The sequence below is a fragment of the Klebsiella sp. K5-306 genome (assembly GCF_051835185.1).
Classification (GTDB): Bacteria; Pseudomonadota; Gammaproteobacteria; order Enterobacterales; family Enterobacteriaceae; genus Klebsiella; species Klebsiella oxytoca.
Window position 1 is genome coordinate 109,295 of record NZ_JAIFJY010000015.1, and the last position, 18,962, is coordinate 128,256.

18 protein-coding genes are annotated in these 18,962 nt (G+C 54.9%); 15 read left to right on the plus strand and 3 right to left on the minus strand.

Annotated elements, in window-relative coordinates:
* Positions 1 to 278 precede the first annotated feature (278 nt).
* From pabC to ptsG, 6 genes are all read left to right on the plus strand, one after another.
* The gene (pabC, locus tag K2184_RS21495) at positions 279 to 1,088 is read left to right on the plus strand and encodes an aminodeoxychorismate lyase (RefSeq protein ID WP_004112174.1); all 810 of its coding nucleotides are present in this window, start codon (positions 279 to 281) and stop codon (positions 1,086 to 1,088) included.
* 2 nt (positions 1,089 to 1,090) lie between these two features.
* Complete coding sequence (yceG, locus tag K2184_RS21500) at positions 1,091 to 2,113, plus strand: cell division protein YceG (RefSeq protein ID WP_023329502.1); 1,023 nt, start codon at positions 1,091 to 1,093, stop codon at positions 2,111 to 2,113.
* A complete protein-coding gene (tmk, locus tag K2184_RS21505) occupies positions 2,103 to 2,744 on the plus strand; it encodes a dTMP kinase (RefSeq protein WP_004101099.1) in 642 nt (213 codons plus the stop codon). The genes yceG and tmk overlap by 11 nt, the downstream gene beginning before the upstream one ends.
* Positions 2,741 to 3,745, plus strand: coding sequence for a DNA polymerase III subunit delta' (gene holB / locus K2184_RS21510; protein WP_016807624.1), 1,005 nt, complete (start codon positions 2,741 to 2,743; stop codon positions 3,743 to 3,745). The genes tmk and holB overlap by 4 nt, the downstream gene beginning before the upstream one ends.
* A 10-nt stretch (positions 3,746 to 3,755) precedes the next feature.
* A complete protein-coding gene (locus K2184_RS21515; RefSeq protein WP_004112178.1) occupies positions 3,756 to 4,550 on the plus strand; it encodes a metal-dependent hydrolase in 795 nt (264 codons plus the stop codon).
* 297 nt (positions 4,551 to 4,847) lie between these two features.
* A complete protein-coding gene (gene ptsG / locus K2184_RS21520) occupies positions 4,848 to 6,281 on the plus strand; it encodes a PTS glucose transporter subunit IIBC (protein ID WP_004101102.1) in 1,434 nt (477 codons plus the stop codon).
* A gap of 99 nt (positions 6,282 to 6,380) precedes the next feature.
* On the opposite strand, the gene fhuE is transcribed toward ptsG, so the two are convergent.
* The gene (gene fhuE / locus K2184_RS21525) at positions 6,381 to 8,564 is read right to left on the minus strand and encodes a ferric-rhodotorulic acid/ferric-coprogen receptor FhuE (protein ID WP_163525382.1); all 2,184 of its coding nucleotides are present in this window, start codon (positions 8,562 to 8,564) and stop codon (positions 6,381 to 6,383) included.
* Positions 8,565 to 8,917: 353 nt separating this feature from the next.
* Here fhuE and hinT point away from each other — a divergent pair, with 353 nt between their 5' ends.
* From hinT to K2184_RS21565, 8 genes are all read left to right on the plus strand, one after another.
* On the plus strand, positions 8,918 to 9,274 hold the full coding sequence (gene hinT, locus K2184_RS21530) for a purine nucleoside phosphoramidase (protein ID WP_004112181.1): 357 nt from the start codon (positions 8,918 to 8,920) through the stop codon (positions 9,272 to 9,274).
* A 5-nt stretch (positions 9,275 to 9,279) separates the two neighbouring features.
* Positions 9,280 to 9,654, plus strand: coding sequence for a YcfL family protein (locus K2184_RS21535; RefSeq protein ID WP_023329504.1), 375 nt, complete (start codon positions 9,280 to 9,282; stop codon positions 9,652 to 9,654).
* Positions 9,655 to 9,666: 12 nt separating this feature from the next.
* Positions 9,667 to 10,302, plus strand: a complete 636-nt coding sequence (gene lpoB / locus K2184_RS21540; RefSeq protein WP_004101106.1) for a penicillin-binding protein activator LpoB — start codon at positions 9,667 to 9,669, stop codon at positions 10,300 to 10,302.
* Complete coding sequence (gene thiK / locus K2184_RS21545) at positions 10,283 to 11,101, plus strand: thiamine kinase (protein WP_163525372.1); 819 nt, start codon at positions 10,283 to 10,285, stop codon at positions 11,099 to 11,101. The genes lpoB and thiK overlap by 20 nt, the downstream gene beginning before the upstream one ends.
* Positions 11,102 to 11,132: 31 nt before the next feature.
* Positions 11,133 to 12,143, plus strand: coding sequence for a beta-N-acetylhexosaminidase (gene nagZ / locus K2184_RS21550; protein WP_029779317.1), 1,011 nt, complete (start codon positions 11,133 to 11,135; stop codon positions 12,141 to 12,143).
* 36 nt (positions 12,144 to 12,179) lie between these two features.
* Positions 12,180 to 12,722 (plus strand): alpha/beta hydrolase YcfP, encoded by a 543-nt coding sequence (gene ycfP, locus K2184_RS21555; protein WP_004101110.1) that lies wholly within the window; start codon positions 12,180 to 12,182, stop codon positions 12,720 to 12,722.
* A gap of 233 nt (positions 12,723 to 12,955) precedes the next feature.
* Entirely contained in the window at positions 12,956 to 14,260 is a 1,305-nt protein-coding gene (locus K2184_RS21560) for an NAD(P)/FAD-dependent oxidoreductase (protein WP_004101125.1), read from the plus strand.
* Between the two features lie 229 nt (positions 14,261 to 14,489).
* The gene (locus K2184_RS21565) at positions 14,490 to 15,029 is read left to right on the plus strand and encodes a glycine zipper 2TM domain-containing protein (RefSeq protein ID WP_004101127.1); all 540 of its coding nucleotides are present in this window, start codon (positions 14,490 to 14,492) and stop codon (positions 15,027 to 15,029) included.
* Positions 15,030 to 15,085: 56 nt separating this feature from the next.
* Here the strand turns inward: K2184_RS21565 and K2184_RS21570 are convergent, their stop codons facing one another.
* Entirely contained in the window at positions 15,086 to 17,263 is a 2,178-nt protein-coding gene (locus tag K2184_RS21570) for a TonB-dependent siderophore receptor (RefSeq protein ID WP_163525374.1), read from the minus strand.
* A 367-nt stretch (positions 17,264 to 17,630) separates the two neighbouring features.
* Positions 17,631 to 18,266, minus strand: a complete 636-nt coding sequence (locus K2184_RS21575; RefSeq protein WP_004101129.1) for a TetR/AcrR family transcriptional regulator — start codon at positions 18,264 to 18,266, stop codon at positions 17,631 to 17,633.
* 249 nt (positions 18,267 to 18,515) lie between these two features.
* Between K2184_RS21575 and bhsA the strand changes: the two genes are divergently transcribed.
* Positions 18,516 to 18,773, plus strand: a complete 258-nt coding sequence (gene bhsA / locus K2184_RS21580) for a multiple stress resistance protein BhsA (protein WP_004131427.1) — start codon at positions 18,516 to 18,518, stop codon at positions 18,771 to 18,773.
* Positions 18,774 to 18,962: the final 189 nt, after the last annotated feature.

Here is an 18,962-nt window from a genome sequence, read left to right on the forward strand (position 1 = left end):
TGATGTGGGTAGCTATGTTTTCTAAAACTGGATTGTAGATTTTTTTAAAAATCAATATTTATTATGTGATTTTTCATGTGAATAGTATTACTTGATGTGTATCCTTATTATTTCTCTGAATGCTTTGATGGAAGGTAAAATCAGTTTTTGTGGATTATGAATTCACTAATTATGGCAACTAAACAAGTAGGCATAGAAGGGTTTATTGATTTGTACAGATGGTTGCATAATGCGTCCTCTGAAGGCACTCTTATCGTTATTAATAATGAGGGGGGTGAATGTATCTACTGAATGGCGCATGGGCGAATGTGTTACCGGTGAACGATCGCGGCGTGCAGTTTGGCGATGGCTGTTTTACCACCGCGCGAATTGTGGCGGGACAGGTTCAGTTCCTCAACGCACACCTGACTCGGCTACAAACGACCTGCAAAAAGCTCTTTATCCCCTTTAACGACTGGGAATTGTTGGCAGGGGAGATGGCACGCCTTGCGCAGCCCCATTCTGATGGCGTGCTGAAAGCGATCATCACGCGCGGAGTGGGCGGTCGAGGCTATAGCGCCGCAGGCTGCGTAAATCCCAGCCGCATCCTCAGCGTATCGCCTTACCCGGCTCACTACCACCGCTGGCGTAAAGAAGGGATCTCCGTCTCGCTGAGCCCGGTTCAGCTGGGATGCAACCCTTTACTTGCCGGACTCAAACACCTTAATCGCCTTGAGCAGGTGCTGATTCGCTCTCATCTTGAGCAGACGGATGCCGATGAGGCGCTGGTCCTTGACAGCGAAGGGTGGCTTACGGAATGCTGTGCCGCGAACATATTCTGGCGTACAGGCTTTGACGTCTTTACCCCGCGCCTCGATCGGGCGGGAGTCAACGGCATTATGCGTCAACACATTCTCGCTAAGCTGGCACCATCGCCGTTTCGCGTTGTCGAAGTCACCATGCGCCCCGATGCGTTACGCGAAGCCGACGAGGTCGTTGTCTGTAACGCATTGATGCCGCTGGTGCCGGTTCGCCGCTGGGACGATAAATGCTGGTCCGCGCGCGAGCTTTACCATTTTTTAGCCCCCTTGTGTGAGCTGTCTGATTAGTCATGAAGAAAATGTTACGTTTCATCCTGCTATTGGTGGTGGTGCTGGGCATCGCCGCCGGCGTCGGTATGTGGAAAGTTCGCCAGCTGGCGGACAGCAAATTACTGATTAAAGAAGAAACCATCTTTACCCTCGAGACCGGCACAGGTCGCCTGGCGCTTGGGCAGCAGCTCTACAGCGATAAAGTGATCAACCGACCTCGGGTGTTTCAGTGGCTGCTGCGCATTGAGCCTGAGCTATCCCACTTTAAAGCCGGAACCTATCGCTTCACGCCTGAGATGACGGTACGTCAAATGCTGCAGCTGTTAGCCAGCGGCAAAGAGGCCCAGTTTCCGCTACGCTTCGTGGAAGGGATGCGGGTGAGCGACTACCTGCGCCAGCTGCGCGATGCGCCCTACGTAAAGCATACGCTGGCGGACGATCGCTATGAAACCGTCGCAAAGGCTCTCGATCTGGAGCATCCCGATTGGGTCGAAGGATGGTTCTGGCCGGATACCTGGATGTATACCGCCAACACCAGCGATGTGGCGATCCTTAAGCGCGCGCATCAGAAGATGGTTGCCGCGGTCGATAAAGCCTGGGAAGGGCGGATGGATAATCTGCCGTACAAAGATAAAAATCAGCTGCTGACCATGGCCTCGATCATTGAGAAAGAGACCGCAGTGGCCGAAGAGCGTGACCGCGTAGCCTCGGTGTTTATCAACCGCTTACGTATCGGCATGCGTCTGCAAACCGATCCAACCGTGATTTACGGCATGGGTGAGGGTTATAATGGTAAGTTGACGCGTAAAGACCTGGAAACCCCAACCGCTTACAACACCTATGTCATTAACGGCATGCCGCCCGGCCCGATAGCCGCGCCGGGGGAAGCCTCGCTCAACGCCGCCGCGCATCCGGCAAAAACGCCGTACCTCTATTTTGTCGCGGACGGGAAGGGCGGACATACGTTTAATACCAACCTGATCGGCCATAACCGCTCGGTTCAGGACTATCTGAAAGTACTTAAGGAAAAAAATGCGCAGTAACTATATCGTCATCGAGGGCCTGGAGGGCGCAGGGAAAACCACCGCACGTAATCTTGTGGTAGAGACGCTAAAACAGCTGGGCATTAGCGACATGGTGTTTACCCGCGAGCCGGGTGGCACTATCCTGGCCGAGAAGCTGCGCAGCCTGGTGCTGGATATACAGTCCACCGGCGATGAAGTTATCAATGATAAAGCCGAAGTACTGATGTTTTACGCGGCGCGCGTGCAGCTGGTTGAGACGGTCATTAAACCCGCGCTGGCCCGCGGCCAGTGGGTCATTGGCGATCGTCACGATCTCTCGACCCAGGCCTATCAGGGCGGCGGCCGCGGTATCGACCAAACGATGCTGGCAACCCTGCGCGATGCGGTACTGGGCGATTTTCGTCCCAATCTGACGCTCTACCTGGATGTGACTCCCGAGGTAGGGCTGAAGCGCGCCCGCGCTCGCGGCGAACTCGACCGTATCGAACAGGAGTCGCTCGATTTCTTTAACCGCACGCGCGCGCGCTACCTTGAGCTGGCAGCGCAGGACGACACCATACGCACCGTTGACGCCACCCAGCCGCTTGAGGCCGTTGAGCGCGATATCCGCGCGGTGGTGAATCAGTGGGTCGCGGAGCAGCGCGCATGAAATGGTATCCGTGGTTACGTCCCTCTTTTGAACAGCTAGTTTCCGGCTATCAGGCGGGACGGGGTCACCATGCGCTACTGGTTCAGGCGCTGCCGGGTATGGGAAGCGACGCGTTGATTTACGCGCTGTGTCGTTTTCTGATGTGCCGGCAGCCGGAGGGGCATAAAAGCTGCGGTCGATGCCATAGCTGTCAGCTGATGCAAGCCGGGACGCATCCGGATTATTATGCGTTGATCCCGGAAAAGGGGAAGAGCTCGCTCGGGATTGACGCCGTGCGTGAAGTGAGCGAAAAACTCTATGAACGAGCCCGTCTGGGCGGCGCGAAGGTCGTCTGGATAGACGATGCCGCTCTGCTGACCGACGCGGCGGCCAACGCCCTGCTGAAAACGCTGGAGGAGCCGCCGGAAAACACATGGTTCTTCCTTGCCTGTCAGGAGCCCGCACGCCTGCTGGCCACGTTGCGCAGCCGCTGCCGGTTACATCATCTTGCTCCGCCTTCTGAACAGTATGCGCTGGCGTGGTTAGAGCGAGAAGTGACAATGTCACAAGATGCATTGCTCGCGGCGCTGCGGCTTAGCGCCAATGCCCCGGCGGCGGCGCTGGATCTGCTGCAGGACGCTCACTGGAGCGTGCGGCTGCAGCTTTGCCAGTCCCTGGGCGCTGTTTTAACCCACGGCGACTGGCTGTCTCTGCTGCCGGTATTGAATCATGAGCAGGCCGCGATTCGTCTGCATTGGCTGGCATCACTGCTGGTCGATGCACAAAAAAGGCAGCAGGGAATAACGCTTATCAGCAATCCCGATACCTGGCCTCTGGTGAATCAACTGGCCGCTGCGCTGCCGGCCGCGCGTTTACAGGCGATCGCGCGCGACGTTAGCGCCTGCCGCGAGCAGTTGCTGAGCGTTGTCGGTATCAATCGCGAACTGCTGCTTACCGAGCGCCTTCTGCGCTGGGAACATTACCTGCAACCTGGGGCGGTCCTTCCCGTATCCCACCTCTGAGAGAGACATTATGTTTTTAGTCGACTCCCATTGCCATCTCGATGGCCTGGATTATCAAACGCTGCATAAAAACGTGGACGATGTGCTGGCTAAAGCCGCCGCACGCGATGTGAAATTTTGCCTGGCGGTGGCCACAACCCTGCCGGGATATCGCGGTATGCGCGAGCTGGTGGGCCAGCGTAACGACGTCGTTTTCTCCTGCGGCGTGCATCCGTTGAACCAGGATGAAGAGTACGACGTTGAGGCGCTGCGCCAGCTCGCCGCAGAGGATGGCGTGGTGGCGATGGGTGAAACCGGACTGGATTATTTCTACACGCCGGAAACCAAAGCGCGCCAGCAGACGTCGTTTCGCGACCATATCCGGATAGGCCGGGAGCTGAATAAGCCGGTTATCGTGCATACCCGAGATGCCCGCGCCGATACGCTGGAAATTTTACGCGAAGAAAAAGTGACGGATTGCGGTGGCGTACTACACTGTTTCACTGAGGATAGAGAGACAGCGGGTAAGCTGCTGGATATGGGGTTCTACATCTCGTTTTCCGGCATTGTGACGTTCCGTAATGCGGAGCAGCTTCGCGATGCAGCGCGCTATGTACCTCTCGATCGCCTGTTGGTAGAGACCGATTCGCCCTATCTGGCTCCGGTACCGCATCGTGGTAAAGAGAACCAACCGGCATTGGTCAGGGATGTCGCCGAGTATATGGCGGTTCTTAAAGGCGTATCGCTGGAGCAACTGGCACAACAGACCACGGAAAATTTCGCGACGCTTTTTCATATCGACCCCTCCCGGCTGCAACCTCTCTGATATTCCTTATTATTTTAAGGCTCGTAATTAATAGCTAAAGCGAGTAAAGTTCACCGCCACAAATGGGGCGGTGAAGGTTTTTTGGCAACATTCAGACACGAGTTATGTAAACCAGTGTAAGTTTTTAGCTCGTGTCTGATTGAAACGTGATAGCCGTCAAACAATCATCCCGGTAATTATTTTACTCTGTGTAATAAATAAAGGGCGCTTAGATGTCCTGTCCACGGCGCGGTTCTCCCCCCGGGCCAATGCGTGAAAGCGTAAAAAAGCACCAAATACTCAGGAGCACTCTCAATTATGTTTAAGAATGCATTTGCTAACCTGCAGAAGGTCGGTAAATCGCTGATGCTGCCGGTATCCGTACTGCCTATCGCAGGTATCCTGCTGGGCGTCGGTTCCGCAAACTTCAGCTGGCTGCCAGCCGTAGTTTCCCACGTCATGGCAGAAGCGGGCGGTTCAGTCTTCGCTAACATGCCGCTGATTTTTGCTATCGGTGTCGCACTTGGCTTCACCAATAACGACGGCGTATCCGCTCTGGCATCGGTCGTCGCTTACGGCATCATGGTGAAAACCATGTCCGTGGTTGCGCCTCTGGTTCTGCATTTACCTGCTGAAGAGATTGCGGCTAAACACCTTGCAGACACCGGCGTACTCGGCGGTATCATCTCGGGTGCCATCGCAGCGTACATGTTCAACCGCTTCTATCGCATCAAGCTGCCTGAATATCTGGGCTTCTTTGCGGGCAAGCGTTTTGTGCCAATTATCTCCGGTCTGGCAGCGATTTTCACGGGCGTGATCCTGTCCTTTATCTGGCCGCCGATCGGTACTGCCATCCAGACGTTCTCCCAGTGGGCTGCTTACCAGAACCCGGTTGTCGCGTTCGGTATCTACGGCTTCATTGAACGTTGCCTGGTGCCGTTTGGTCTGCACCATATCTGGAACGTACCTTTCCAGATGCAGATTGGCGAATACACCAACGCAGCAGGTCAGGTCTTCCACGGCGATATTCCGCGCTACATGGCAGGCGACCCAACGGCGGGCAAACTGTCCGGCGGCTTCCTGTTCAAAATGTACGGTCTGCCGGCTGCCGCTATCGCTATCTGGCACTCTGCTAAGCCAGAAAACCGCGCGAAAGTGGGCGGTATCATGATCTCCGCAGCGCTGACCTCGTTCCTGACCGGTATCACCGAGCCGATCGAGTTCTCTTTCATGTTCGTTGCGCCGATCCTGTACATTATCCACGCGATTCTGGCGGGCCTGGCCTTCCCGATCTGTATCCTGCTGGGTATGCGTGACGGGACGTCGTTCTCTCACGGCCTGATCGACTTTATCGTTCTCTCCGGCAACAGCAGCAAGCTGTGGCTGTTCCCGATCGTCGGTATCTGCTACGCGATCGTGTACTACGTGGTCTTCCGCGTGCTGATTAAAGCGCTGGATCTGAAAACCCCGGGTCGCGAAGATGCAACCGAAGACAGCAAAGCTGGCGCGACCAGCGAAATGGCTCCGGCACTGATCGCTGCTTTCGGCGGTAAAGAGAACATTACTAACCTTGACGCATGTATCACTCGTCTGCGCGTGAGCGTGGCGGATGTGGCGAAAGTTGATCAGGCTGGCCTAAAAAAACTGGGCGCCGCAGGCGTGGTTGTTGCAGGTTCGGGCGTTCAGGCTATTTTCGGTACTAAATCCGATAACCTGAAAACTGAAATGGATGAATACATCCGCAACAGCTAAGTTGTGATATGGGGAGACTAAGGCAGCCAACTGGCTGCCTTTTTTAATGGCCGCAGGCGTTAAAAGCGCGCCCGCGGATTTTGTCACGTTAACCAGAGATCAGAACTGATAGCTGGCGGTAATGCTGAAGTTGCGCGGTTCGCCGTAGACAATTGAACCATCGATGTTGGTGTCGTAGGTTTTATCGAACAGGTTATTGACGTTACCCTGCAAAGCAAAATTTTTAGTGACCTGGTAGCGAGTGAACAAATCAACCAGCGCATAGCTGCCCTGTTCCGCACGGAAGGTGCCGTATGGCGTCGCGGTATCTTTATATACCCGGTTCTGCCAGTTAACGCCGCCGCCAACGGTCAGTTCAGGCATTACCGGCAGACGGTAGCTGGTAAACAGTTTGACGCTGGTTCGCGGCAGGTTGGGATTCACCGCATTGCCTTCATTATCTTCAGCGACAAAACGCGTCGCCCCAAAGGTCATCTGCCAGTTATCGGTAATCGCACCGTTGATTTCGAACTCCACCCCTTTGCTCACGGTTCCATCGACGGTTTTATAGGCTGCTTCGCCGTTGCTACCGGGGATTTGCCCGCCGGTCGCCTGGCCGAGATTATCCTGCTCGATGCGGAATATCGCGAGAGTCGTGGTTAATCGGCTGTCCATCCAGTCCGACTTCAGGCCCACTTCATAGTTATTCCCGGTAATCGGCGTCAGATACTTACCCGAGCTATCGCGCTTGTTCTGCGGCTGGAAGACCGAGGTATAGCTGGTGTAGGCCGACCAATTGTCGTTTATGTCGTAAACCAGCCCGGCGTATGGGGTGGTATGATTTTTCTCCATGTTGTAGGTCAGCGTCTCAATGCTCCAGTTGTTATAGCGGACGCCAAGGATCAGATGCAGCGGATCAAGCAGGGAAATACGCGTCGCGGCATACAGTGATTTCATGCGCGTGGTATCGTCCTGCGCCAGACTCTGCGGGCCCCAGCTGGTTTCCGGGAACCCAGCGCTATTGAAGCTGTAGAAGCTGCCAATCTCATTGGGGAAGACGTTTGCCCACGAGCTGAAATAGCGGTTATTTTGCTTGCTGTAGCTGCCGCCTATCATCAGATTATGCTGGCGGCCGAACAGGTCGTAGCCGCCGTCGGTGAACAGATCCACGGCGTCGACTTTACGCTTTCCGCTATTCCAGCCGGTACCGCCTACGTAGTCATAGCCCGGACCGTAGCTGCTATAAGGCCCCTCCAGCATCCCGGTCGCTTTATTGACGTAAGCATCTACGTACATCATTTTGCTGTCGAACTTGACCTCGGAGTGAGTGGCGTTCAGCGTTGCCTGCCAGGTATCAGCAAAGCGTTGTTTCAGCGTAACGAAGACTTTATTGATCTCTTTGTCGTTATAGGCCCAGTCTGGAGCGGTGCTGTGGGCGCGATCGTAACGGTTTGTGCTGCCATCGGTATTCCAGCGCGGCAGACCGCCCCATGTCGGGCTATTGACGTTGATACGCTGATACTCGTAGCCGGCGGATAAACTGGTCGACGTCGCGAGATCCGCATCCACAATCCCCGAGAAGAACGTTTTTTCGCTGTTGTAACGATCGAGCCATGAGTCATTATTTTGATAACCAGCGATAATGCGCGCCCGCACGTTGCCATCTTCGGTTAGCGGACTTTGCATATCGGCAACGTAGCGCTGCTTGTTCCAGCTGCCGTACTCCGCAGAGACATTTCCCTTGAACTCGCGGCTGGTCGCATGCTTACGGATCATATTGATCGACGCGGCGGGATTACCGGTGCCGGTCAGCAGACCATTCGCGCCGCGGACGACCTCCACCCGTTCGAAAAGAGCCATATCGGAAAGCGCGTCGCCCAGATTCCAGCGGGATTCAAACCAGGTCGGAATGCCATCGACCATATAGTTATCGATCTCAAAACCACGAGAGTAGTAGCTGGTGCGGTCAGAATCTGCCTGGCTGCTTCTGATCCCCATGGTGTGCTCCATCACATCACCCAGCGTTTGCAACTGCTGATCGCGCATCCGTTGTTCGGTGATGATACTGACCGATTGCGGGATATCGCGCTGGGCCATCTCCATTTTTGTCCCTGCGGAGGTAGTTTTGACGCTGTAATCCTGTTCTTGCGTATCCGAAGCGCTATCTGCGGAACCTTCTACAATAATAGTGTCTTCGGAGTGACTGGCAGCCTGGCTAAGGTTTGGGGAGAGCGCCAGCGCTATGCCCATCGCAAGCAGGGATGGAGCGTTTCGCCCATCCCGGGAGTGAGTGGAGAGAGACATCATAAACCCTTGATCATGAGATAATTGTTATTCGCTACGGCTCTCTGGCCGCGGTCGATCGTAAGCGCACTGCATTCATTTTGAATACAAATGAGAAATATACGCATTAATATTTAAGCTGTAAATAAGGGTAAGCATGAAGGTCATAAAGGCGTTATTTCTGCCGTTGCATCGTTTCCAGGTAATAAACGATTAATCCGTCGGCAGCCAGGCGCTTTGTGGCGTAAGAAAAAACGCATTCAGGTTGAAAGAGGGGGAGTAACTCGCTCATACTCTTAGAGGAATTCCGTGCGTCCGCGTTTACCTGCAGGGGCAGGCCAGTGCACGGTATAAAAATGATTAAGGAATCAGTCATGGCAGAAGAAACGATTTTCAGCAAAATCATTCGCCGGGAGATCCCGTCGGATGTGGTTTATCAGGATGAGCTCGTTACCGCTTTTCGCGATATCTCTCCGCAGGCGCCGACCCATATTCTGATCGTTCCCAATATCCTGATTCCCACCGTCAATGATGTGACCGCAGAGCATGAGCTGGCTCTGGGGCGCATGATGACCGTAGCGGCGAAAATCGCCCGCGATGAGGGGCTCGCCGACGATGGCTATCGCCTGATCGTTAACTGCAATCGCCACGGCGGCCAGGAGGTCTATCATATCCATATGCACCTGCTGGGCGGCCGTCCGTTAGGCCCGATGCTGGCTCATAAAGGTTAAACTCCATGCGTGCAGCCCATTTCTGCGCATTACTGGCCGTGACATTACTGGCCGGGTGCAGTTCGCATCCGGAAATACCGGTCAGCGATCAGCAAAGTCTGGTGATGGAATCAAACGTACTGGCAGCAGGAATCAGCGCTGAAGTACCAACGGTAACCGCATCCGAGATTCAGGCGACGGCAACCACCAGATTGTTCAATGAACGCCAGGTTCCGGTGACCGTGCATTATCGCTTTTTCTGGTATGACGCCAGGGGACTGGAAATGCATCCGCTGGAGTCTGCACGCAGCATAACGGTTCCTGCGCACTCTTCCGTTACGCTTTATGGCAGCGCCAATATTCTGGGGGCGCACAAGGCCCGACTTTATCTTTATCTGTAAGAGGTAATCGTAATGATTAAACTATGTCGCTATGCATTAGTTACCGCACTGGCGATATTCCTTGCCGGATGCGTGGGTCAACGTCAGGAACCCGCTCCCGTTGAGGAAGCGCAGCCGAAGCCGCAGCAGCCTGTTCAGCCGCAGCCGACTGTGCCGACTATTCCCGTGATACCGACCCAGCCGGGTCCGATTGAACACGGCGAGCAGCCTGCGCAGCCGGCGCCGCGCGTGCGTCATTTTGACTGGCACTCCGCGGTGCAGCCGATGATTGGTCAGATGCTGCAGGCCAGCGGCGTAAATGCGGGCAGCATTTTGCTGGTCGACAGCGTCAACAACCGCACTAACGGCACGTTGAATGCGGGTGAAGCCACCACGGCGCTGCGTAATGCGCTTGAGGGTAACGGAAAATTCACTCTGGTTTCCCAGCAGCAGCTGGGCGTGGCCAAACAGCAGCTTGGCCTGTCGCCACAGGATAGCCTTGGTAGTCGCAGCAAAGCGATGGGCATTGCGCGCACCGTTGGCGCACAGTATGTGCTCTATTCCAACGCAACCGGCAACGTCAATTCACCTGAGCTGAAAATGCAGCTGATGCTGGTACAAACCGGCGAAATTATCTGGTCAGGTAAAGGTGCTGTTCAGCAACAATAAGCTCACGCGCGACGAAGTGCTGTCGCGCTTTTTCCCCCGCTATACGCCTGTCGCCGCGCTGTCCGAAACCGGGCTGAGCGGCGGCAGCTGTATTCTCAGCGATGGCCGGCGAAATCGGGTGCTGCGTCAGCCGCACGACCCGCATGCGCCGTCCTGCGACTTCCGCCGCCAGTACCGTGTGCTGTCCCGCCTTCCCAATACCTTAGCGCCTGCGCCGGTTTTTTATTCTCCCGCATGGATGGTGGTGGAATATTGCTCTGGCGACGTGGTCAACGCATTACCGGAGTGTCCGGCGCTCGCAGGGTTGCTGTATCATCTGCACCGGCAGCCACGCTTTGGCTGGCGTATCGCGCTGCGGCCGCTGCTTGAGCGTTACTGGCAGCAGTGCAGTCCTGCGCGCCGTACACCGCTGTGGCTACGGTGGCATAAGCGGCTGCTTCGCCGGGGCGAACCGCAGCCGTTACGTCTGGCGCCCTTACATATGGATGTCCATGCGGGCAACATTGTTCGCGGCGAGGCGGGACTGCGGCTGATTGACTGGGAATATGCGGGCGATGGCGATATCGCGCTGGAACTGGCGGCGGTGTGGATCGACCCCGTTGCGCATCGCCAGCTTACCGCAGAGTATGCGCGACAGGCGCACATTGATGAGCTTCAGCTCTGGCGGCAAATTCAGCGCTGGCGCCCTTGGGTGCGGCTGCTGATGGCGGGCTGGTATGAACGACGCTGGCAGCAAACCGGCGACCGGCAGTTTATCACGCTGGCCGATGAGATATGGCGTCAGTTAGACAAAAAATAAAAGGATAAGAGAGGTGGCTGTGGGCCCGGTAATGTTGGATGTCGAAGGTTTTGAACTGGATGCGGAAGAGCGTGAGATTCTGGCGCATCCTTTGGTTGGCGGGCTGATCCTGTTTACCCGCAACTATCACGATCCGGCGCAGCTGCGTGAGCTGGTTCGCCAGATCCGCGAGGCTTCGCGCAACCATCTGGTGGTGGCGGTCGATCAAGAAGGCGGTCGCGTGCAGCGTTTCCGCGAGGGCTTTACCCGTCTTCCTGCAGCGCAATCTTTCGCCGCCCTGCTAGGCATGGAAGAGGGCGGCCGGCTGGCCGCAGAAGCCGGTTGGCTGATGGCCAGCGAAATGATCGCTATGGATATTGATATCAGCTTTGCGCCGGTGCTGGATGTCGGACATATCAGCGCCGCTATTGGCGAGCGCTCTTATCATCAGGACCCCGACAAGGCGCTGGCGATAGCTCGCCATTTCATCGATGGCATGCACGGCGCGGGTATGAAAACCACCGGCAAGCACTTCCCGGGGCATGGGGCGGTGACGGCAGACTCTCACAAAGAGACGCCGCGCGATCCGCGTGCGGAAGCGGAAATTCGCGCGAAAGATATGGCCGTGTTCCGCACGCTGATCGGCGAGCAGCGTCTGGATGCTATTATGCCCGCCCACGTTATTTACAGCGACGTTGACCCCCGTCCCGCCAGCGGCTCCGCGCACTGGCTGAAAACGGTCCTGCGCGGCGAGCTGGGATTTGACGGCGTAATATTCTCTGACGATCTGTCAATGGAAGGCGCGGCGATTATGGGCAGCTATGCCGAACGCGGCCAGGCGTCCCTGGATGCGGGTTGCGATATGATCCTTGTCTGCAATAATCGTAAGGGTGCGGTCAGCGTGCTGGATAACCTGTCGCCGATCAAAGCAGAGCGTGTTACGAAATTGTATCATAAAGGTTCCATTAGCCGTCAGGCGTTAAGGGATTCCGCCCGCTGGAAGACAATAAGCGCGCAGCTGGAGCAGCTTCACGCGCGCTGGCAAGAGGCGAAGTCCGCGTAATATACCTGAAAGGCGTTGTTGTCTGGTGAGGATGCGATGATTATCTATTTACATGGTTTTGACTCAAACAGCCCCGGTAACCATGAGAAGGTGCTACAGCTTCAGTTTATTGACCCCGATGTCCGGTTGATTAGCTACAGCACGCGGCATCCTAAACATGATATGCAGCATTTGTTAAAAGAAGTCGATAAAATGCTGCAGCTAAGCGCCGACGATCGACCCCTCATTTGCGGCGTGGGTCTCGGTGGTTTCTGGGCGGAGAGAATTGGCTTTCTTTGCGATATTCGCCAGGCCGTTTTCAACCCCAACCTGTTTCCTGATGAAAACATGGAAGGCAAGATTGACCGGCCGGAAGAGTATGCGGATATCGCCACCAAGTGCGTGAATAATTTCCGTGAAAAAAACCGCGACCGCTGCCTGGTGGTGCTGTCACGACAGGATGAAGCGCTGGATAGCCAGCGTTCTGCGGACCTGCTGCACCACTACTATGAGATCATCTGGGATGAAGAACAGACCCACAAGTTTAAAAATATCTCCCCGCATCTCCAGCGAATAAAAGCCTTCAAAACCCTCGGCTGATCGCTCCCGGCCCGCAATGTGAAAACAATGCGGGCTTTTTTTATCCATTTCTGCGATTGCGCGCTCAAAAAATATGCAGTAAAACTTGATGCATATCAATTTTGGTATGACCAATGCACCGTTCATGTTATTCTCGATCTCGCTGAATGGTTTCAATGCCGTAACCTGTTGTTAATTAAAGGCTATATCAATAACTTTTAATTAACAATTGGTTAATAATTTTAGGGGGTCGCGTGACTACACCATTGAAAAAAATAGTGATTGTGGGTGGTGGTGCCGGTGGGCTGGAGCTGGCTACCCAGCTGGGTAAAAAGCTGGGCCGCAATAAGAAAGCCAAAATTACGCTGGTCGATCGTAACCACAGCCACCTGTGGAAACCGCTGCTACATGAAGTAGCGACCGGTTCACTTGATGAAGGTGTAGACGCGCTGAGCTACCTGGCCCACGCCCGTAACCACGGCTTCCAGTTCCAGCTGGGGTCAGTGGTGGATATTAACCGCGAGACCAAAACGATCGCCCTTGCTGAACTGCGTAACGAAAAGGGTGAGCTGCTGGTACCTGAGCGTAAGCTGCCTTACGACACGCTGGTGATGGCGCTGGGAAGTACCTCTAACGACTTCAATACGCCAGGGGTTAAAGAAAACTGCATTTTCCTCGACAACCCGCATCAGGCGCGTCGTTTCCATCAGGAAATGCTGGATCTGTTCCTCAAGTACTCGGCGAATCTTGGGGCGGACGGTAAGGTGAATATCGCCATCGTAGGCGGCGGCGCAACCGGCGTTGAGCTGTCGGCCGAGCTGCATAACGCGGTGAAGCAGCTGCACAGCTACGGCTATAAAGGTCTGACTAACGAAGCTCTGAACGTGACGCTGGTTGAAGCCGGCGAGCGTATTCTGCCGGCACTGCCGCCACGTATCTCCGGCGCGGCGCACAACGAGCTGACCAAGCTGGGCGTTCGCGTTTTGACCAAAACCATGGTCACCAGCGCCGATGCTAACGGTCTGCACACGAAAGAAGGCGAATTTATTAACGCGGATCTGATGGTCTGGGCGGCCGGCATTAAAGCGCCGGACTTCATGAAAGAGATTGGCGGCCTGGAAACCAACCGCATTAACCAGCTGGTGGTTGAGCCGACGCTGCAAACCACTCGCGACGAGGATATCTACGCCATCGGCGACTGCGCCTCCTGCGCCCGTCCTGAAGGCGGTTTTGTCCCACCGCGCGCTCAGGCTGCGCACCAGATGGCGACCTGCGCTCTGCACAACATTCTGGCGCAGATGAAAGGTAAACCCCTTAAAGCCTATACCTATAAGGATCACGGTTCGCTGGTGTCGCTCTCCAACTATTCCACCGTGGGCAGCCTGATGGGCAACCTGATGCGCGGTTCAATGATGATCGAAGGGCGCATTGCGCGTTTCGTCTATATCTCTCTGTATCGTATGCACCAGATTGCGCTGCACGGTTACTTCAAAACCGGCCTGATGATGCTGGTAGGGCGTATCAACCGTATTATTCGCCCGCGTCTGAAGCTGCATTAATGTTGTTCGGGCGGCAGAGCCAAAAGGTGCTGTCGCCCGGATCCCTCCGCTAAGCTTTCCCCCGGAAATATCCAGAATATCCTCCTGTCTTTTCCGTAAAACCCCCTCAGATTTCTCCGAATCACCTTGATTTGCCGTACGTTCACGCACTTTTCATCCGCTTTCTTATTTGCAAGGCTTATGGCTGAGCGTCAAACTTAGCGGTAATAGCAACAAAGGAGGATGTCCCGTGAATAAATCTATGTTGGCGGGTATAGGGATTGGCGTGGCTGCCGCGCTGGGCGTTGCAGCCGTTGCCGGTCTTAACGTGTTAGATCGCGGACCGCAGTATGCGCAGGTGGTGTCCAGTACGCCGATAAAAGAGAGCATTAAAACCCCGCGTAAAGAGTGCCGAAACGTCACCGTCACTCATCGTCGCCCGGTGCAGGATGAAAACCGTATTGCCGGTTCAGTCTTAGGCGCAGTGGCCGGCGGGGTGATTGGTCATCAGTTCGGCGGCGGCCGCGGCCGCGACGTTGCCACCGTCGTGGGCGCGCTGGGCGGCGGCTATGCTGGTAACCAGATTCAGGGCTCAATGCAGGAAGGGGACACCTACACAACCACGCAGCAGCGCTGTAAAACGGTGTATGACAAATCGGAAAAAATGCTCGGCTATGACGTCACTTACAAAATCGGCGACCAGCAGGGCAAAATCCGTATGGATCGCGACCCCGGCGCGCAAATCCCGCTGGACAGCAATGGTCAACTGATTCTGACTAACAAAGCGTAAAAAAGATGTTTATCTCTATTAGCCCCTCAGTCGCTCAGGCCGAGGGGCTTTTTTTATCAGAAGCTCAGTGCGTAGTTCAGGCCAAAGGTACGGCCGCGACCTTTATATTCGTACAGAGAGCTGCTGCCGTAGGTTGGGCTGTAGAGCAGCGGCGCGCGCTGGCCCCAGACGGTGACATAATCTTCATTAAGCAGGTTCTCGATACTGAAGGTCAGTTTGCCAAGAGGTAGCGCGTAGCTGCCGATAAAGTCCACGGTATTATAACCATCAAGCTTATTGCCGCTGGCATCGCTGAGATCGAATACCTGTTGGCTCTGTACCCGCAGCGACCACGGTTCGGGCGCCCAGCCAACCCAGGCGGTGGCTTTTGCCGGCGAGGCGAGCGTCACGTCCCACTTCTGCCAGCTACCGTCACTCTTCACCTGAGATTTCAGCACGTTAAAGTTAGCTCCGGCGCTCCAGTCGCTATTCGGGAAGAAGTAATCTACGGCCCCTTCAAGGCCGTAAATACGGCGTTTATCGGACTGCACGTCGATGGTCATGTCGGTACGGTTAACGACAATCGTCTTATCGGAGGTCGAATAGTATGCCGCCAGCTGGGTGCGCAGGTTATCACCGGTATAGCGCCAGCCCAGTTCGTAAGAGTTGACTTTGATCCCCTGCAGCGGCGAGTCGCCGACGTTAACGCTGGAGAGAAGCGGGAGATGGCCGTTGACCGCCGCGCCGTACTTGCCGATGCCGTAGTATTTCCCCGGGTCCGGTAGCTCAACGCCCTGAGAGAAGTTAAACCAGGTTTGCTGGCGGTCGGTGAGATGAGCAACGATCCCGGCGTTAAACAGGAAGTTATCGTAATCGGTTTTTCCGCCCGGAATGGCATCCGCCGAGCTGACCTTACCGCCGGCGACATCCTGCTGCTGGGCATAGCCAACAAAGTCATCGACCCGGTTTTCCGTCCACTGGTAACGTACGCCGCCGCTGAGGGTGAAAATATCGTTCAGATCGTAGCTGGACTGCAGGAACGGCGCCAGGTTGGTAATGCTGTAGCCGGGATAACGGCCAGTGGTATAGATTGCCTGGTTATTCAGGCCCCCGGAAGACATTGATCGATTCAGATCGAAGAACATCTGATTGGCGTTGAACGTTTCGTGGTCCGCATCCAGCCCCCAGGTCAGGTCCCATCCGTCCAGCGGCTGGCTGTTAAGGGTGACTTTCGCCCCGTATTGATCGGTATCCTGTTTTGAGGATGAGAAGCTGCTAACCTGGCCTTTGCTCAGCGTAGGGAAGGGATAAAAGGACAAGGATTCATCGCGATAATAAACCTGACTGACGAGGTTCTGGCCAAGGAAATCGGCATCGGAATACTGCAGGCTAATGAGGTGACGCTCGGTGCCGGGTACGCGGTCCGAGTTCAGACCATCGGTGGTAAAGGCCTTGCCGTCGCCGGTCACCGCCGACATATTTTTCCCCAGGTACAGGCCATAATCGTCGCCCTGGCTTTTATAATACTGCGTAACCAGCTGCAGCTGACGGTTATCGTCAATTTCAATGGTTCCCGTCCCCATGACGTCGAGGCGATCGGAATGCTGCAGGCCGGTCTGGGTATTATCCAGGATTAGCGCATCGTGGTTACCGTCATACCAGCCGCCGAAGCGCTGATAAGCGACCGACAAACGACCGGAAGCGTGGTCGGTACCGCCGCTGACCGCTGCCGCCACGCGTTCATCGCGATCGTTGCTATTAGCAAAGCCGGATTTGCCTCCCAGTTCCAGATCGACCTGACGCTCTTGTTGTCCCTTTTTGGTGACGATATTGATAAGACCACCGGTACTGCCGCCGCCGTAGAGCGAGGTGGCGCCGGAGATCACCTCAATGTGTTCAATGTTAAACGGATCGATTGAATCCAGCTGGCGACTGTCGGTACGGGAGGAGTTAAGGCGAACGCCATCGATCAGGACGACGATCGCGCGGCCGCGCATGTTCATGCCGTAGTTGGTGCGTCCCTGGCTGCTGACGTCGATGCCAGGGATCAGCTGCGCAAGCACATCTTTAAATTCTTTACCGCCCTGTACCTGCTGTTCAATCTCCTGGCCTTCAATGACCCAGGTGGTCTGCGCCATTTCAGCGACGGTGCGATGCGTTCGGTTAGCGCTGACGATCATATTGTCATCAGCGGCCCAGGCGGGCAGGGCGGTTGCCAGCAGCAGTGGGTTGAGTACCCAGAGACGCTTGTTCATGCTCATTCCTTTTATGAGTTTATGCCCGTCATTCTTCAAGTCGCAGGTGTTGGCTTTGGATTACTCGGCCCATCCATGGCGCTGGCCCCTACGGGGCCAGCACTAGCGCAGATCAAGGCACAAGTACCTTGTCCTGCAACTCGAATTAGTTAGGGCTAACGATATCGTTGTTTTAATTTTCCGGTACGGGTGCACCGGTTGTTACAGGGTGAAATAAACAGAAATGTTTAAGGCTGAATTCTGCCCGTATTGATTATTGTTATCAATATCATTCTCGAGAAAAAAAGAAATAAACGACTGAAAACATGACGTAATGTGTGGGTAAGGCGGGGTGAAACCGGTGGTGCGCCCACCGGTAAAGGAGAAATTAGCGCTGAAGAACCTGGGGCCACAACCGCAGCGTGGTTTCGGCAATTTGCATGATTTTAGTGAAATCGGCGCCTTCGCGGGCGCTGATGGACATCCCCTGCAGTATACAGTTCAGGAACTGCGCCAACTGATGAACATCGCCGTCTGGCGGCAGTTCGCCGCGCAGCTGCCGCTGCTGGAGAAAATGAGTGAGCGTCTGTTCCTGCATCGCGTGCCGCGACTTCACGGTATTGGCGATATCGGTTGAGGAGGCCGCCAGCGCCGCAGAGGTATTGATCATAAAACAGCCTGCCGGCGTCTCTTTGCTGGTGAAGCAGGTCGCGACGGCGGTGAAATAATCGCGCAAGGCCCGATCGACGGTTTTCTCGTCGTCAAACAAAAGCGCCTCATGCCTGGCGGCAAAACGCGAGATGTAGCGATCCAGCACCGCCCGAAACAACCCCTCTTTATTCACGAATTCGGCATAAAGCGTTGGCGCTTTTGCGCCCGTCGCTTCGACCAGATCGGCGAGAGAGGTGGCTTCATAGCCGTGCTGCCAGAAGAGTGTCATGGCCTTATCCAGCGCCGCTTCCCTGTCGAACACTTTAGGTCGGCCACGGCTTTTTTTCGTGCAACTTTGAACGTCAGTTGTCATGGTGCCGCTGTACCTGTGTTGGTGTGTTGAAGAAGCATTATAAAAATAAAGCTGATGGGCTGCCAGCGATGCAGGCCTAAAAATAAATAATTCATATATGTATGAATTTTAAGCTGTTTGTAAATAGTTAAACGAACGTTATAAAAATAGTTTGACGTGTGATGTGGATCACATTATTATTTACCTATCGATCGTTAAGTAAATGCGTTCGTCCCTACAAAAATATTCATCTGCACAGGTTTAATAATCATGAAAAATGTTAAAACATTGGCCATCGCCGCTGTTCTCAGCTCGCTCTCTTTCGCCAGCTTTGCCGCTGTTGAAGTTCAATCCACTCCGGCAGGCCAGCATAAAATCGGTACCGTTTCCGCCTCTGCTGGCACCAACCTGGGTTCTCTGGAAGATCAGCTGGCGCAAAAAGCGGAAGAGATGGGTGCAACCTCTTACCGTATCACTTCAGTAACCGGTCCAAATACCCTTCACGGAACCGCGGTTATCTATAAATAATTTAGCACCACCCCTGTTTTGCCACTGACCACGCGCGGTTCTGACCCCCTTCAGTTGACCGCGCGAAGTAAGAAGTAAGTTATTCCCTGCTGAGATGCGGCGCCCACCCCTTTATGGCGCCGCGAAACGCAGTAAAGCTGTACTCTGTTTGATTATTGCCATAAAAAAACCGCCTCAGTGAACTGAAGG

Coding starts and splice junctions, on each gene's coding strand:
- K2184_RS21515 (WP_004112178.1), top strand. CDS start 3,756: ATGTTTTTAGTCGACTCCCATTGCCATCTCGATGGCCTGGATTATCAA.
- nagZ (WP_029779317.1), top strand. CDS start 11,133: ATGTTGGATGTCGAAGGTTTTGAACTGGATGCGGAAGAGCGTGAGATT.
- tmk (WP_004101099.1), top strand. CDS start 2,103: ATGCGCAGTAACTATATCGTCATCGAGGGCCTGGAGGGCGCAGGGAAA.
- lpoB (WP_004101106.1), top strand. CDS start 9,667: ATGATTAAACTATGTCGCTATGCATTAGTTACCGCACTGGCGATATTC.
- bhsA (WP_004131427.1), top strand. CDS start 18,516: ATGAAAAATGTTAAAACATTGGCCATCGCCGCTGTTCTCAGCTCGCTC.
- hinT (WP_004112181.1), top strand. CDS start 8,918: ATGGCAGAAGAAACGATTTTCAGCAAAATCATTCGCCGGGAGATCCCG.
- pabC (WP_004112174.1), top strand. CDS start 279: ATGTATCTACTGAATGGCGCATGGGCGAATGTGTTACCGGTGAACGAT.
- fhuE (WP_163525382.1), bottom strand. CDS start 8,564: ATGTCTCTCTCCACTCACTCCCGGGATGGGCGAAACGCTCCATCCCTG.
- ycfP (WP_004101110.1), top strand. CDS start 12,180: ATGATTATCTATTTACATGGTTTTGACTCAAACAGCCCCGGTAACCAT.
- K2184_RS21570 (WP_163525374.1), bottom strand. CDS start 17,263: ATGAACAAGCGTCTCTGGGTACTCAACCCACTGCTGCTGGCAACCGCC.
- K2184_RS21575 (WP_004101129.1), bottom strand. CDS start 18,266: ATGACAACTGACGTTCAAAGTTGCACGAAAAAAAGCCGTGGCCGACCT.
- holB (WP_016807624.1), top strand. CDS start 2,741: ATGAAATGGTATCCGTGGTTACGTCCCTCTTTTGAACAGCTAGTTTCC.
- ptsG (WP_004101102.1), top strand. CDS start 4,848: ATGTTTAAGAATGCATTTGCTAACCTGCAGAAGGTCGGTAAATCGCTG.
- K2184_RS21535 (WP_023329504.1), top strand. CDS start 9,280: ATGCGTGCAGCCCATTTCTGCGCATTACTGGCCGTGACATTACTGGCC.
- yceG (WP_023329502.1), top strand. CDS start 1,091: ATGAAGAAAATGTTACGTTTCATCCTGCTATTGGTGGTGGTGCTGGGC.